Annotated in this window: 12 protein-coding genes and 1 riboswitch; of the genes, 4 read left to right on the top strand and 8 right to left on the bottom strand. The window is 72.8% G+C overall.

Annotated features, from left to right (window positions below):
* Positions 1 to 290: 290 nt before the first annotated feature.
* From ABEB07_RS22640 to tsaD, 4 genes are all read right to left on the bottom strand, one after another.
* Complete coding sequence (locus tag ABEB07_RS22640) at positions 291 to 626, bottom strand: antibiotic biosynthesis monooxygenase family protein (RefSeq protein WP_345670028.1); 336 nt, start codon at positions 624 to 626, stop codon at positions 291 to 293.
* An 81-nt stretch (positions 627 to 707) separates the two neighbouring features.
* Entirely contained in the window at positions 708 to 3,362 is a 2,655-nt protein-coding gene (gene alaS, locus ABEB07_RS22635) for an alanine--tRNA ligase (protein WP_345670026.1), read from the bottom strand.
* Positions 3,363 to 3,387: 25 nt separating this feature from the next.
* Positions 3,388 to 3,954: a GNAT family N-acetyltransferase gene (locus tag ABEB07_RS22630; protein WP_345670025.1), complete on the bottom strand. Its 567-nt coding sequence runs from the start codon at positions 3,952 to 3,954 to the stop codon at positions 3,388 to 3,390.
* Positions 3,954 to 5,006, bottom strand: a complete 1,053-nt coding sequence (gene tsaD, locus ABEB07_RS22625; protein ID WP_345670024.1) for a tRNA (adenosine(37)-N6)-threonylcarbamoyltransferase complex transferase subunit TsaD — start codon at positions 5,004 to 5,006, stop codon at positions 3,954 to 3,956. The genes ABEB07_RS22630 and tsaD overlap by 1 nt, the downstream gene beginning before the upstream one ends.
* 143 nt (positions 5,007 to 5,149) lie before the next feature.
* Between tsaD and cbiE the strand changes: the two genes are divergently transcribed.
* Positions 5,150 to 6,412, top strand: coding sequence for a precorrin-6y C5,15-methyltransferase (decarboxylating) subunit CbiE (gene cbiE, locus ABEB07_RS22620; protein WP_345670023.1), 1,263 nt, complete (start codon positions 5,150 to 5,152; stop codon positions 6,410 to 6,412).
* On the top strand, positions 6,409 to 7,158 hold the full coding sequence (gene cobM, locus ABEB07_RS22615; RefSeq protein WP_345670022.1) for a precorrin-4 C(11)-methyltransferase: 750 nt from the start codon (positions 6,409 to 6,411) through the stop codon (positions 7,156 to 7,158). The genes cbiE and cobM overlap by 4 nt, the downstream gene beginning before the upstream one ends.
* Before the next feature lie 33 nt (positions 7,159 to 7,191).
* Here the strand turns inward: cobM and ABEB07_RS22610 are convergent, their stop codons facing one another.
* A complete protein-coding gene (locus ABEB07_RS22610; protein ID WP_345670021.1) occupies positions 7,192 to 8,367 on the bottom strand; it encodes a cobalt-precorrin-5B (C(1))-methyltransferase in 1,176 nt (391 codons plus the stop codon).
* An 18-nt stretch (positions 8,368 to 8,385) separates the two neighbouring features.
* Here ABEB07_RS22610 and ABEB07_RS22605 point away from each other — a divergent pair, with 18 nt between their 5' ends.
* The gene (locus tag ABEB07_RS22605) at positions 8,386 to 9,147 is read left to right on the top strand and encodes a cobalt-precorrin-6A reductase (RefSeq protein ID WP_345670019.1); all 762 of its coding nucleotides are present in this window, start codon (positions 8,386 to 8,388) and stop codon (positions 9,145 to 9,147) included.
* 113 nt (positions 9,148 to 9,260) lie between these two features.
* Positions 9,261 to 10,430, top strand: a complete 1,170-nt coding sequence (gene nicT, locus ABEB07_RS22600) for a Nickel transporter NicT (RefSeq protein ID WP_345670018.1) — start codon at positions 9,261 to 9,263, stop codon at positions 10,428 to 10,430.
* 43 nt (positions 10,431 to 10,473) lie between these two features.
* Here the strand turns inward: nicT and ABEB07_RS22595 are convergent, their stop codons facing one another.
* The 3 genes from ABEB07_RS22595 to cobG are packed head-to-tail and all read right to left on the bottom strand — an operon-like array spanning position 10,474 to position 13,912.
* Positions 10,474 to 11,964: a precorrin-2 C(20)-methyltransferase gene (locus ABEB07_RS22595; RefSeq protein WP_345670017.1), complete on the bottom strand. Its 1,491-nt coding sequence runs from the start codon at positions 11,962 to 11,964 to the stop codon at positions 10,474 to 10,476.
* A complete protein-coding gene (locus ABEB07_RS22590; protein ID WP_345670015.1) occupies positions 11,961 to 12,632 on the bottom strand; it encodes a precorrin-8X methylmutase in 672 nt (223 codons plus the stop codon). The genes ABEB07_RS22595 and ABEB07_RS22590 overlap by 4 nt, the downstream gene beginning before the upstream one ends.
* On the bottom strand, positions 12,629 to 13,912 hold the full coding sequence (gene cobG / locus ABEB07_RS22585; protein ID WP_425589059.1) for a precorrin-3B synthase: 1,284 nt from the start codon (positions 13,910 to 13,912) through the stop codon (positions 12,629 to 12,631). Before cobG ends, ABEB07_RS22590 begins: the two co-directional genes overlap by 4 nt.
* Before the next feature lie 45 nt (positions 13,913 to 13,957).
* A riboswitch (cobalamin riboswitch) is annotated at positions 13,958 to 14,111 on the top strand.
* Positions 14,112 to 14,113: the final 2 nt, after the last annotated feature.

Genomic DNA, 14,113 nt, shown 5'->3' with positions numbered 1-14,113 from the left:
GTGGGCGGGCCGTCTCTTCCGCCGTGCTTCCGCCGACGGTCAGCACGTAGCGGTTGCGGAAGGAGGTGATTATGGTCTCGATGACCTGCTCCCGCGCGAGGTCCGTCTGCCGGCGGAGCGGGTCAACATCTTTCCTGGGCTTTTGGTGCCCTTGTCGTGTAGGTCTCCTTTGAGGAATCCGGGTCCGTGCCAAGGCCGCGGTCACCCACCGACCGCACCGATATGTTCGAGGTATCGGCGGTCGGTGTGCGCCCCGCGGAGTGATCGCGGGGCGCGACGACGAGAGCGTGTCACGCCGCGGTGTGTGTCGACTTGACCTGGTAGAGGCGGGGCTGCACATCCGTCGCGATCTTGGCGGCCTGGTCCATGTGGAAGCGGGCCTCGGGGTTGGCGAGCATCGCGTGGTAGTGCTCCTCGGTCTCCCACTGGGCGTAGTTGATCACGCGTTCGCCGTCGTGGGAGACGTGGAAGTTGGCGTGCAGGAAGCCGGGTTGCTGCTTCATCGTGTCCTCGGTGGCGCGAGCGAGCAGGGCGACCAGTTCCTCCTGGCGGTCGGGGGAAACGGTGAAGACGTTGATGAGGGTCGCCACGGGGCGCGTGGTGTCGACCTGAACGGTAACAGTCATGCAGTGATGTCTCCCCTTACCGGTCGGAGATTGTCGCCCGCGGCTCCTCTTTCCCCCGAACGGCGGCGGAGCCGAGGGCGTTCACCGCTCCGAGACGGCCACCGGGACGGCCTCCAGCACCGAGGCCAGCCGGTCGGCGGTCAGGCCGCCGCCCTGGGCCAGCTCCGGCGAACCGCCGCCCCTGCCGTCCAGGAGTTGCTTGACCAGCGTCGAGGCGGCCAGCCCCGCCTCCCGCGCCCTCGGGTTGACGGCGGCGACGAGGACTGCCCCGCCGCCGGACTCCACGCCGATCGCCACCACACCCGGGCGGTCGCTGGGCAGCAGGTCGCGTACCGCGACGGTCAGGGCCCTGGCGCCGTCCGGTCCGTCCTCGGCGGTCGCGGTGACGACCAGGACACCGCCCACGTCGCGGGCCTGATCGGCCAGGGCGGCCGCCCGCGCCCGGGTCGCCGCCTGACGCAGCCGCTGGTTCTCGCGTTCGGCCGACTTCAGCCGCTCCAGCAGCCCGGCGACGCGATCGGCGAGTTCGGCGCGTGGCGCCTGGAGTTGCTCGGCGATGCGGGCGACGAGGTCGCGCTCGCGGGCGAGATAGCCGAAGCCCTCGACGCCGACGGCGGCTTCCAGCCGGCGCATGCCCGCGCCCACCGACGACTCCGAGGTCAGCGCCACCACGCCGATCTGCGAGGAGTGTTCGACATGGGTGCCGCCGCACAGCTCACGCGACCAGGCGCCGCCGATCTCCACGACGCGGACCTTCTCGCCGTACGTCTCGTCGAACAGCGCCAGCGCGCCCAGTTCCTTGGCCTCCGGCAGGGTCATCCACCGTACGCCGACCGGCAGGTCGCGGCGCAGGGCCAGGTTGGCGGCCTCTTCGATCTCGCTGCGGGCGGCGGGGGAGAGGCCGCCGCGCCAGGGGAAGTCGAGGCGGAGGTGGCCGGGGCGGTTGTAGGAGCCGGACTGGAGGGCGGTGGGGCCGAGGACCTGGCGCAGCGCCGCGTGCAGGACGTGGGTGCCGGAGTGGGCTTGGCGGGCGCCGAGCCGCCACTCCGGGTCCACGGCGGCGTGGACCGTGTCGCCGACGGCGAGGTCGCCCGCGGTCACTCTCACCTGGTGGACCACCAGACCCGGCAATGGGCGCTGCACATTCAGGACTTCGGCCTCCACCGAGGTGCCGGAGAGCCAGCCCGCGTCGCTCTCCTGCCCGCCGGATTCGGCGTAGAACGGAGTGCGGTCCATGACCACGGTCGCGATCTCGCCCTCGCCGGCCACGGGGACCGGCCCGGAAGCCGTCAGCAGGGCGAGGACCCGGGAGTCTGTGGTCAGGGTGTCCCACGCCCGCCAGTCGGTCGGGCCGTGCTCGTCGAGGACACCGCGCAGGGCGGTCGTGTCGGTGGCGCCGCCGGACTTGCGGGCGCGGGCGTCGGCGCGGGCGCGTTCGCGCTGCTCCCGCATCAGCGCCGTGAAGCCCTCGCGGTCCACCTCCACGCCCTGTTCGGCAGCCATCTCCAGGGTGAGGTCGATGGGGAAACCGTAGGTGTCGTGCAGCAGGAACGCCTGGGCGCCGGGCAATTGCCGCCCGCCGCCCTTCCTCACCTCGGCAACGGCCGTGTCCAGCACGGTGGTTCCCTGGCGCAGGGTTGCGCGGAAGGCGTCCTCCTCGCCGGCCGCCCTCTGCACGATCCGGTCGTACGCCTCGGCGACCTCCGGGTAGCTCGGCGCCATGCAGTCGCGGGCCACGGCGAGCAGGTCCGGTAGCGCGGGGTCCTGGTAACCGAGTTGGCGCAGGGAACGGACGGCCCGGCGCAGGATGCGGCGCAGAACGTAGCCGCGGCCCTCGTTGCCGGGGGAGCTGCCGTCGGCGAGGAGCATCAGAGCGGTGCGGACGTGGTCGGCGATCACCCGGAGCCGTACGTCGGCCTCGGGGTCCGCGCCGTAGCGGACGTCGGCGAGGGCAGCGGCCCGGTCGAGGATCGGGCGGGTCTCGTCGATCTCGTAGAGGTTGTCGACGCCCTGGAGCAGGGTGGCCATCCGCTCCAGGCCCATGCCGGTGTCGATGTTGCGGCGGGGGAGTTCGCCGAGGATCGGATAGCCGGTCTTGCCCGCGCCCTCGCCTCGCTCGTACTGCATGAAGACCAGGTTCCAGAACTCCATGTAGCGGTCCTCGTCCACCGCCGGGCCGCCCGCCCGGCCGAGGGCCGGACCGCGGTCGTAGTACAGCTCCGAGCACGGCCCGCACGGTCCGGGCACACCCATGGACCAGAAGTTGTCCTCGTCGCCGCGCGCCACGATCCGCTCGTCGGGCAGAGCGGCGACACGCCGCCACAGCGCGCGGGCCTCGTCGTCGGTGTGGTGCACGGTGACCCAGATCCGGTCCGGGTCGAGACCGTAACCCCCGTCGGCGACCGGGCTGGTGGACAGCTCCCAGGCGAAGGAGATCGCCTCCTCCTTGAAGTAGTCGCCGAAGGAGAAGTTGCCGTTCATCTGGAAGAAGGAGCCGTGCCGGGTGGTGCGGCCCACCTCTTCGATGTCCAGGGTGCGCACGCACTTCTGCACACTCGTCGCCCGCGGCCACGGCACCGCCGCCTCACCGGTCAGGTACGGCTTGAAGGGCACCATGCCGGCGTTGACGAACAGCAGCGTGGGGTCGGGCGTCGGCAGCGGGGCGCTGGGCACGACGGTGTGGCCGCGTTCGGCGAAGAAGTCGAGGAAGCGGCGGCGGATCTCGGCGGTGCGCAAGGGGTGCTCCGGGGGCTACGAGGGGCTACAGGGGCTGGGCGGCCAAGGCGCGGGCGGGGTGGCGGGGGCCGAGGAAGACGGCGACACCCTCGCCCTCGGGGGCGGGATGGGTGGCCTGCGTCCAGCCCCGGTGGCGGTAGAAGGACACGGTCCTGGCGGCTCGCAGGGAGGTGAGCAGCCAGGCGCGGCCGTCCGTGACGTCAGCGGTCACCGCTTCCAGCAGCCCGGCGCCGATGCCCGAGCCCCGTGCCGCGGGACGCACCGCGATCTCGTCGATCTCGCGGGCGCCGCACAGCCATTCCTCGGTACGGCTCCGGCCGAGGGCCACCGCCGCCTGCGGGTAGCAGCGGTCTGCCGGAAAGGGCGTGGGCGTGGTCCAGGCGGTGGCGAAGCCGACGAGGGACGGGCCGTCGAAGGCGAGCGCGGCGGTGAACCCCGGCCGCCGCACGTCCGACGCCAGCCGAGCGGCGAAGGCGGCCGCCTGTTCCTCGTCCTCGTTCCACGGGGGCGGGCGGAACGCGTCGGCGTAGACGGAGCGCAGGGCCGCGCCGTACGGCAGGAGCGCGTCGGCCGGGACGGCGCGGATGTCCATCAGGCCGCCGCCGTCCGGGCCGCCGCCACGGGCTGCAGGGCCGCGTACTCTAGCGGCGCCGACGGATCGATCGACACGTCCAGCGGCGCCGGTTCGGCCCCCGCTCGTACGAGGAGGTCGCCGACGGCGGCGATCATCGCGCCGTTGTCCGTGCACAGCCTGAGCGGCGGCACCCGCAGCTCGATGCCGGCGGCCCGGCAGCGTTCCTCGGCCAGCGACCGCACCCGCGAGTTCGCGGCCACTCCGCCGACCACGACGAGAGTCCCCACCCCGTGCTCGGCACAGGCCGCCACCGCCTTGCGGGTCAGCACGTCGGCGACCGCCTCCTGGAGCGAGGCGGCCCCGTCGGCCACCGGCAGCTCCCGCCCGGCGTGCCCCTCGGCCCAGCGGGCGGCGGCCGTCTTCAGCCCCGAGAAGGAGAAGTCGTAGGAACCGGGCAGCGGCCGGGGAAAGGCGACGGCGCGGGGATCGCCGTCGCGTGCCACCCGGTCGATGGCCGGTCCGCCCGGGTAGGGCAGTCCGAAGACCCGCGCGACCTTGTCGAAGCACTCGCCGGCCGCGTCGTCCAGGGTGTCACCCAGATGAGCGATCGGATCGCGGGCCAGATCGCGCACGAGGAGCAGGGAGGTGTGACCGCCGGAGACGATCAGCACCATGCAGGGATCGGGCAGCGGACCGTGCTCCAGGGTGTCCGCGGCCACGTGCCCGGCGAGGTGGTGCACCCCATACAACGGCACGCCGAGCGCGTAGGCGATGCCCTTCGCCCCGGCCAGGCCGACCTGGAGTGCCCCGGACAGGCCGGGGCCCGTGGTGACGGCGACCGCGCCGATGTCCGTCAGCCGGAGGCCCGCCCGGTCCAGCGCCTGCCGGACCACCGGCCGCAGGCTGTGCAGATGGGCGCGGGACGCGATCTCCGGGACGACACCGCCGTAGCGGGCGTGCTCGTCCATGCTCGACGCCACGGCGTGGCCGAGCAGCACGCCGTCGCGGACCAGACCCGCGCCGGTCTCGTCGCACGACGACTCGATGCCCAGCACGACCGGAGAGCCCATGACCGCCTCCTTCTGCACATTGATAGTTATTGCGACCAGTGTGCAATAAGTTCGGGCAGGAAGTGAACCCGGTCTCGGGGGCGCTGGTGATCGACCAGTAGAGTGCGCCCCTGTCCGCCCCCTGAACTCCGAGGTATCCAGCAGTGACTCCCGCCCGACCTGCCCCGTTCCTTGGTGTCACCGTCGTCGGGATCGGAGCCGACGGCTGGGCGGGCCTCACCGAGCCGGCCCGCGCGGTGCTGCGCGCGGCCGAGGTCCTCATCGGCGGACCACGCCAGCTGGACCTGCTCCCGGCCGAATGCGCCGGAGAACGTGTCGGCTGGCCCACGCCCCTGCGGCCCGCCGTCCCACGCGTGCTCGCCGCGCACGCCGGCCGCCACATCGCCGTCCTGGCCAGCGGAGACCCGATGTTCTACGGGATCGGCCGCGCCCTCGCCGAAGAAACCGACGCCCTGCGCGTCCTGCCTCATCCGTCGTCGGTGTCCTACGCCGCCGGCCGGCTCGGCTGGCCGCTGGAGGACATCGACGTCGTCACGCTCGTGGGCCGCCCCACCGCCCGCCTCGCCGCCGCCCTGCACCACGGCCGGCGCCTGCTCGTGCTCAGCGCCGACGCCACCACCCCCGCGGAGGTCGCCGCGCTCCTGAGGGAACGTGGCTTCGGCCCGAGCCTCATGCGGGTCCTGGAACAGCTCGGCGGCCACCGGGAACGTACGAGCGCGCGAACCACCGCCGACGAGTGGACACGGACGCAACAGCCCGGCGACCCGCTCAACATTGTGGCCGTCGAATGCCGTCGGGCACCGCGGACCCTGCGCCTGGGCGCCGTACCCGGACTGCCGGACGAGGCGTACGAACACGACGGTCAGCTCACGAAGAAGCACGTCCGAGCTGCCACCCTCGGCGCTCTCGCCCCCGCCCCCGGCGAACTGCTGTGGGACGTCGGCGGCGGCTCCGGCTCGATCGCCGTCGAATGGATGCGCACCCATCCCTCCTGCCGGGCCGTCACCGTCGAACGCGACCCGGCGCGCGCCGAGCGCATCCTACGAAACGCCGAACGGCTCGGCGTACCCGGACTCAGCGTCGTCACCGGTGACGCGCCTGCCGCTCTGACCGAACTGCCCGCACCGGACGCCGTGTTCGTCGGGGGCGGACTCACCGCACCCGGTCTCCTCGACACCTGCTGGGCCGCACTGCCCGTCGGCGGACGACTGGTCGCCAACACCGTCACGCTGGAATCGGAGGCGCTGCTCGCCGACGCCTACCGCCGTCACGGCGGGGAACTGGTGCGGCTGGCGGTGGCGCACGCCGTCCCGGTGGGCGGCTTCACCGGCTGGCGGCAGGCCATGCCGGTCACCCAGTGGTCCGTACAGAAGCCCCTCGATCCGACCCCAGGAGCAGACAGATGACCGTGTACTTCATCGGCGCCGGCCCGGGCGCCGCCGACCTGATCACGGTGCGTGGCGCCCGGACGCTCGCCTCGTGCCAGGTCTGCCTGTACGCGGGCAGCCTCGTCCCGCGCGAGCTGCTGGCCGAATGCCCGCCGGACGCGCGTCTGGTGGACACCGCTCAACTCAACCTGGACGAGATCATCGCCGAACTGGTCCGTGCCCATGAGGAGGGCCTGGACGTGGCGCGGCTGCACTCGGGCGACCCCTCCGTGTTCAGCGCGGTTGCCGAGCAGATGCGCAGGCTCGACGCGGCAGGGGTGCCGTACGAGGTGGTGCCGGGCGTTCCGGCGTTCGCCGCCGCGGCCGCCTCCTTGAAGCGGGAGCTGACCGTGCCGACCGTCGGCCAGACCGTGATCCTCACCCGTGTGGCCAACCGGGCGACCGCCATGCCGGAGGGCGAGGACCTGGCCACTCTCGGCCGCAGCGGCGCGCTCATCGTGCTGCACCTGGCCGCCCAGTACGTCGACCGCGTGGTCGCCGAACTGCTCCCGCACTACGGCGCCGACTGCCCCGCCGCAGTGGTCGCCTACGCCTCCCGCCCGGACGAAGTGATCATCCGCGGCGCCTTGGACGAGATCGCGCCGAAGGTGAAGGCGGCCGGCGTGCTGCGCACCGCTGTGATCATGGTGGGGCGCACCCTGGGAGCGCAGCAGTTCCGCGACAGCCACCTGTACTCGCCCGGACGCGAGCGGCACGCCCGCTGATCCCGGCCCCGCCGGTACGGCGACGAGCGGGACCTATCGCACCGAGCTGCGCCCCACGACCGTGCCGGCCCGGTCGATGCAGATGACGTCCGCGGCGACCGGCGCACCCCGCAGGACAGCGAGTGCTTCGTCGCGAGCCGCCTGTGCGACGAGGTCGCCGAGCGGAACCCCGGCGGCCTGGCACAGCTGGAGCGCGGCGAGGCCGGTGTTGGCGGCGGCCACTTCGGCGGCGAGCGTCCCGTCCGCGCCGCCGCGGCGGGCCAGCTCGGCGAGGAAGCCCTTGTCGACCTGGGAGCGGCCGGAGTGCAGGTCCAGGTGGCCCGCGGCCAGCTTGGAGAGTTTGGCGAAGCCGCCGCAGATCGTGAGACGGTCCACCGGATGGCGGCGGACGTACTTGAGCACGGCGCCGGCGAAGTCGCCCATGTCGAGCAGCGCGTCCTCGGGCAGGCCGTACTCGGCGACGACCGTCTTCTCGGAGGTCGACCCGGTGCACCCGGCGACATGGGTGCGCCCGGCCGCCCGGGCCACATCGACGCCCCGCCGGATGGAGTCGATCCACGCCGAGCAGGAGTACGGGACGACGATGCCCGTGGTGCCGAGGATGGACAGTCCGCCGAGGATGCCCAGCCGCGGGTTCCAGGTGGAGCGGGCTATCTCCTCGCCGTGGTCGACGGAGACGGTGATCTCGACGTCGCCGCCGCCTCCGTGGCGCGCGGCGACCTCGGCGACGTGTTCGCGCATCATTCGCCGGGGGACGGGATTGACGGCCGCTTCACCGACCGGCAGCGGAAGGCCGGGCCGGGTGACCGTTCCCACGCCGGGACCCGCGCGGAAGACGACGCCGCTTCCCGGAGGCAGCCGCCGGACGGTGGCCCGCACCAGGGCGCCGTGGGTGACGTCGGGATCGTCGCCCGCGTCCTTCACGACGCCCGCCATCGCGTGGGCCCCGGTAAGCTCCTCGGCGGCCAGCGCGAACGACGGAGTCTGCCCCTTGGGCAGCGTGATCGTCACCGGGTCGGGAAACTCGCCGGTCAGCAGCGCCGTGTACGCGGCCGTCGTGGCCGCCGTCGCACAGGCGCCGGTGGTCCAGCCGTGCCGCAGCCCGGTGTGCTCCAGCTGGGCGCGGCGGCCTCCCTTCACCTGCTCCGAACCCCGCGTGCCGTCCGCACCGCTCGCCTCGCCCACGCCTCGACCCTCACTGCCCTTCATGAACGGACTCGGACTCCCATGCACGTACTGATCCTCGGCGGCACCACGGAGGCCCGCCGTCTCGCCGAACTGCTGCACGGCACGACCGGGCTGAGGCTGACCAGCTCCCTCGCCGGACGTGTCGCCAGCCCACGACTGCCGCCGGGCGAGACCCGTGTCGGCGGCTTCGGCGGGCCTGACGGACTGGCCGGGTGGCTGAGCGAGCACATGGTCGACGCGGTCGTCGACGCCACCCACCCCTTCGCCGGGACGATCAGCTTCAACGCGGCCGAGGCCGCTGCCGTCACCCATGTTCCCCTGCTCGCTCTGCGCCGCCCCGGCTGGGTCCCCGTCGAGGGCGATCGCTGGCACGAGGCGGCCTCGCTGGCGGAGGCGGCCCGGTTGCTGCCCGCACTGGGCCGGCGCGTGTTCCTCACCACCGGCCGCATGGGGCTGGCCGCCTTCGCCGACCTGGACGACCTCTGGTTCCTCGTCCGGTCCGTGGACGCCCCCGAGGCCCCGCACCCGCCCCGCATGGAGGCGCTGCTGGACCGCGGCCCCTTCACCCTCGACGGCGAGCGCGCGCTGCTGCGCCGCCACCGCATCGACGTCGTCGTGACCAAGGACAGCGGGGGAGCGGCCACCGCACCGAAACTGAGCGCCGCTCGCGAGGCCGGGCTCCCGGTGGTCGTGGTCCGCAGACCACCGGTGCCCGAGGGCGTCCCCGTCGTGGCCGACCCCGAAAGCGCGGCCGGGTGGCTGTGCGAGCGCCTCGGGCAGCACTTCTATCCGGGTCGTTGACCCAAACCTGGCACGGGCTTTGCTGCGGTCATGTTGTTGTTGCAACCAGGTGGCAGAAACCTGGAAGGCGCGGCTGAAAACAGCCGCTCGCCGAGAAGTTAGGGTCACACCCCATGGCCACCGCTCCTGATTCCGCTTCCACCCGGCCGCCCGCTCCGGCCGCCGGCCGCGGCATCTCGTGGCACCGCATCCGTACCTCGATGACCGCGAAGGAGTGGGCCGGCGTCGGCGGGATGGCCGCCTTCATCCTCGCACTGCACGTCATAGGCTGGTTCACGCTCGTGGTGATCGTCGCCCCCGAGCACTACAGCCTCGGCACCAAGACCTTCGGCGTAGGCATCGGCGTCACCGCCTACACCCTCGGCATGCGGCACGCCTTCGACGCGGACCACATCGCCGCGATCGACAACACCACCCGCAAGCTGATGAACGAGGGCCGACGGCCCCTGTCGGTCGGCTTCTGGTTCTCCCTCGGCCACTCCACGATCGTCTTCGCCCTCGCCTTCCTGCTCTCCCTGGGAGTGAAAGCCCTGGCCGGACCCGTCGAGAACGACGACTCGACGCTGCACAGCATCACCGGCTGGATCGGCACGACGGTCTCCGGGACCTTCCTCTACGTCATCGCGGTCATCAACCTGGTGATCATGGCCGGGATCTGGAAGGTGTTCCGGCAGATGCGCTCCGGGCACTTCGACGAGGCCGCGCTGGAGGAGCAGCTGAACAACCGCGGCTTCATGAACCGCATCCTGGGCCGCCTGATGAAGTCGATCACCAAGCCCTGGCAGATGTACCCCCTGGGCGTCCTCTTCGGCCTCGGCTTCGACACCGCGACCGAGATCGCCCTGCTCGTCCTCGCCGGCTCCGGCGCCGCCTCGGGCCTGCCCTGGTACGCCATCCTGTGCCTGCCGGTCCTGTTCGCGGCGGGCATGTCGCTGCTGGACACGATCGACGGCTCGTTCATGAACTTCGCCTACGGCTGGGCCTTTTCCAAGCCGGTCCGCAAGGTCTACTACAACCTGACCATCACCGGGCTGTCCGTCGCCGTCGCCCTGATCATCGGCACCGTGGAACTCCTCGGCCTGGTCGCCGAGAAGGCGGATCTGCACGGCACGTTCTGGGACTGGGTCGCCGGACTCGACCTCAACATCATCGGCTACGTCATCGTCGGCCTGTTCTTCGCCACCTGGGCCGTCGCCCTGCTGGTGTGGAAGGTGGGCCGGATCGAGGAGAAGTGGACGGCGGGCCTTGCCCGGCCGGCCACGGCTTCGGAGAAGGGCGAATAGCGTCGTTCGCGGTGCCACCCGGACCGGGTGGCACCGCTCGTCCTCACACCTCCGGATAGCGGCGCGGGGTCCAGACGATCTCCGCGCCGTCCCCACGGCGGACCACCCGCGTCTGAGAGGAACCGACCAGCAGGATCGTGCGCATGTCGATCTCAGCCGGATCCAGCTCGCCCAGCGGCACGATCCGCACCCGCTCCTCCGCGCCGCCCACGTCCCGCGCGACCACGACCGGCGTCTGCGGCGCCCGGTACTCCAGCAGCAGGTCCCGCGCCTTGCCCACCTGCCAGGTGCGGCTGCGTGAGCCGGGGTTGTAGAGCGCGAGCACCAGGTCCGCGGAGGCCGCTGCCCGCAGCCGCCCGGCGACCACGTCCCACGGCTTGAGCCGGTCGGAGAGGGATATGGCGGCGTAGTCGTGGCCGAGCGGGGCGCCGGCACGGGCCGCGGCGGCGTTGGCGGCGGTGACGCCGGGAAGCACCCGCACCGGCACGTCCTGGTACTCCTCCTGCGAGGCGGCCTCCAGTACGGCGGTGGCCATCGCGAAGACGCCCGGATCACCCCCGGAGACCACGGCCACCCGGCGTCCCCGCCGCGCCAGCTGCAACGCGAACTCGGCGCGCTCGGCCTCCACCCGGTTGTCCGAGCCGTGCCGGAGCTGACCAGGGCGCTCCGGCACCCGGTCCAGGTAGGTGGTGTATCCGACCAGATCGTCGGCTGCGGCCAGCGTGCCCCGCGTCTCGGGCGTCAGCCACATCGGACCGGCCGGACCCGTGCCCACCACGACCACTTCGCCCCGGCCCCCGGTCACGGGCCGCTCGGCGCCCACCCGGCTGGGCAGGACGGCGACCGAGAAGTACGGCACCGAATCCGCGTCCACCTCGGCCAGGGCGGCGATGCGCTCCTTGCCCATGGTGGCCCGCTCCACGTACCGCGCCTCGCGCAGCCGCCCGGAGTCCTCCAGGGCCCGACGCACCTTGGGGAAGGTGCGGCCAAGCTTCATCACCACGGCGACGTCCGTCGCGGCCAGCCGCGCGGTCAGCTCCTCCTCGGGCAGGGTGCCCGGCAGGATGGTCAGCACCTCCTCGCCCTCGGCGAGCGGCGCGCCGAGCCGGGCCGCGGCGGCGGACACGGAGGTGACGCCGGGAATCACCTCGGTCTCGTAGCGGTCGGCGAGCCGTTTGTGCATGTGCATGTAGGAGCCGTAGAAGAACGGATCGCCCTCGGCGAGCACTGCCACGGTACGGCCGGCGTCGAGGTGGGCCGCGAGCTTCGCCGCCGCCTCGGCGTAGAAGTCCTCCATGGCGCCCCGGTAACCGCCCGGATGGTCGGTGGTCTCGGTCGTGACGGGGTAGACCAGCGGTTCCTCGACGTGGTCGGCGCGCAGATGCTTCGCCGCGATCGAGCGGGCGATGGACCGCCCGTGCCGGGCACTGTGGTAGGCGATCACATCCGCCTCGGCGATGACCTCGACCGCCCGTACGGTCATCAGAGAAGGGTCGCCGGGCCCGAGGCCCACCCCGTACAGCTTGCCGCTCACTCTTCCTCGCTCGCGATCGCGTTGAGCGCGGCGGCCGCGATGGCGCTGCCACCGCGACGACCGCGCACCACCAGGTGGTCGAGCCCCGACGGATGCGCGGCCAGCGCGTCCTTGGACTCGGCGGCGCCGACGAACCCGACGGGCACACCGATGACGGCGGCAGGGCGGGGCGCGCCCTCCTCGATCATCTCCAGGAGACGGAAGAGGGCGGTGGGCGCGTTGCCGACCGCGACGACCGCTCCGTCCAGCCGGTCGCGCCACAGTTCGAGCGCGGCGGCACTGCGCGTGGTGCCGAGCTTCGCGGCCAGCTCCGGGACGGCCGGGTCGGACAGCGTGCACAGCACGTCGTTGCCGACGGGCAGCCGCTTGCGGGTGACGCCGCTGGCCACCATCTGCACGTCGCACAGGATCGGCGCCCCGGCGCGCAGCGCCTCGCGGGCCCGGGACACCACCGAGGGCGAGTAGGACAGGTCCCGGACTAGGTCCACCATCCCGCAGGCGTGGATCATGCGCACCGCGACCTGACCGACGTCCGCGGGCAGGTGCGCGAGGTCAGCCTCGGCGCGGATGGTGGCGAAGGACTGGCGGTAGATGGCCGCGCCGTCCTTCTCGTAGACGTGGGTGGTCACGGTGTTCTTCTCGCTGCTCTCGGTCGTCGTGCGGTTCATGAGGTGATCGCCGCCAGGGCGGCGCGTATCAGGGCGGGTCGGGCGGTGGGAACGGTCCGCGCTCTCCGGTCGGTCGTGGCGGCCGACACGCGGTAACCCCCGCCCGGTGTCGCGACCACGTCGACGTGGTCGCCGCGGGGGTGACCGCAGCGCCGTTCGCACCCGGACCAGTACACGGGGAGGCCGACACCGTCGGTCGCTTCCAGCGACAGCGCCGCGTCCGCCCGTACGTCGGCGTGCGCCTTGGCGCATCCGGGGCGGCCGACGCACGCGCCCACGCCGAGCCAGGGAGAGGAGGGATCGGTCACCAGGCCGGCCGCGCCGAGACGGGCGAACGTCTCGGCCGCCTGTGCCGCGGACGCGTTCCCCAGGGGAACGACGACACCGCGCCAGGGCGTCAGCCGCAGCTCGGTCACGCACACACGGGCCAGCTCGTCCCACTGTCGGGCCGAGAGCCTCCCCAGCGGCACGTGCACGGACAGCGCACCTTCGACGACACCTGGCCGCGGGCCGTCGAGGACGCCGGCCGGCTGGGGCGACTCCTCGTGGCCGATCCCCTCAGCAGTCAGGCGATCGCGCACCAGGCGGTCCATCTCACCCTCGGGCAGCATGAGTTCGGAAATCCGCCAGGCTCGTGCTCCCTGCGAGCGCGCCGCGTCGAGGAACGCCTCGGCGGCCGCCAGCGCCGCGCGTGCCGTGTCCCCGGCGGCCACGCGGACCGACCCGGGGGCGAGCCACGCCCCCGTTTCCGCGACCGCGCGCACGGTGACGTCCGCACCGAGTGCGGCCACGTCACCGCGCCCGTCGTCCAAGGCGAACAGGAACCGCCCCGACAGGCCCGTCGCGGTGTCACTCGCGCACAACGCGGCGTCCAGGGCCGTCAGCCAGGGCCGTACGTCCCGCAGACCACCGCCGTCGAGGCCGGACAGCGGCGAGGCGACGATGTTCCGCACCCGTTCGTGCTCCCACGAGGGCAGCAGCCCGGCCGAGTCCAGCACGGCCGCCAGTTCCGCACCGCACCCCTGTGCCAGTCCGCGCAGCTGCACATTGCCTCGCGAGGTCAGGTGCAGATCGCCGTCGCCCAGCCGGCGCGCGGCGTCGCCGAGAGCCCGCGCCTGATCCGCGGTCAGTACGCCGCCGGGCAGCCGGACACGGGCCAGCGCTCCGTCGTCCGCCGTGTGCAGCCGCAGCGTCCCGGGGCACGCGTCACCGCGGTCCCGCGCGGCCGGTGTGGCCTGGGACGACGAAGGAGGCATTGCCGTGGGCATGGCGGTGAGCATACCTACGATCACACCCGATGTACGCCCTGCGCGCATTCCGTGACCCTTACTATGATCCCCGGTGGATCACCCGGTCCACCGATCGCCCGCACGGCGACAGGGGAGGAAGCCGGTGTGAATCCGGCACGGTCCCGCCACTGTGAGCCCGGCCCCTCGAAGGCCGGGCGAGTCAGGAACTCCCTTTCCCGGGTCGGCTCTGCC

This window comes from Streptomyces similanensis, assembly GCF_039543625.1.
Lineage (GTDB): Bacteria > Actinomycetota > Actinomycetes > Streptomycetales > Streptomycetaceae > Streptomyces > Streptomyces similanensis.
Note: the sequence above shows the minus strand (reverse complement) of the source record. Positions and strands in the feature narration are given on the sequence as shown.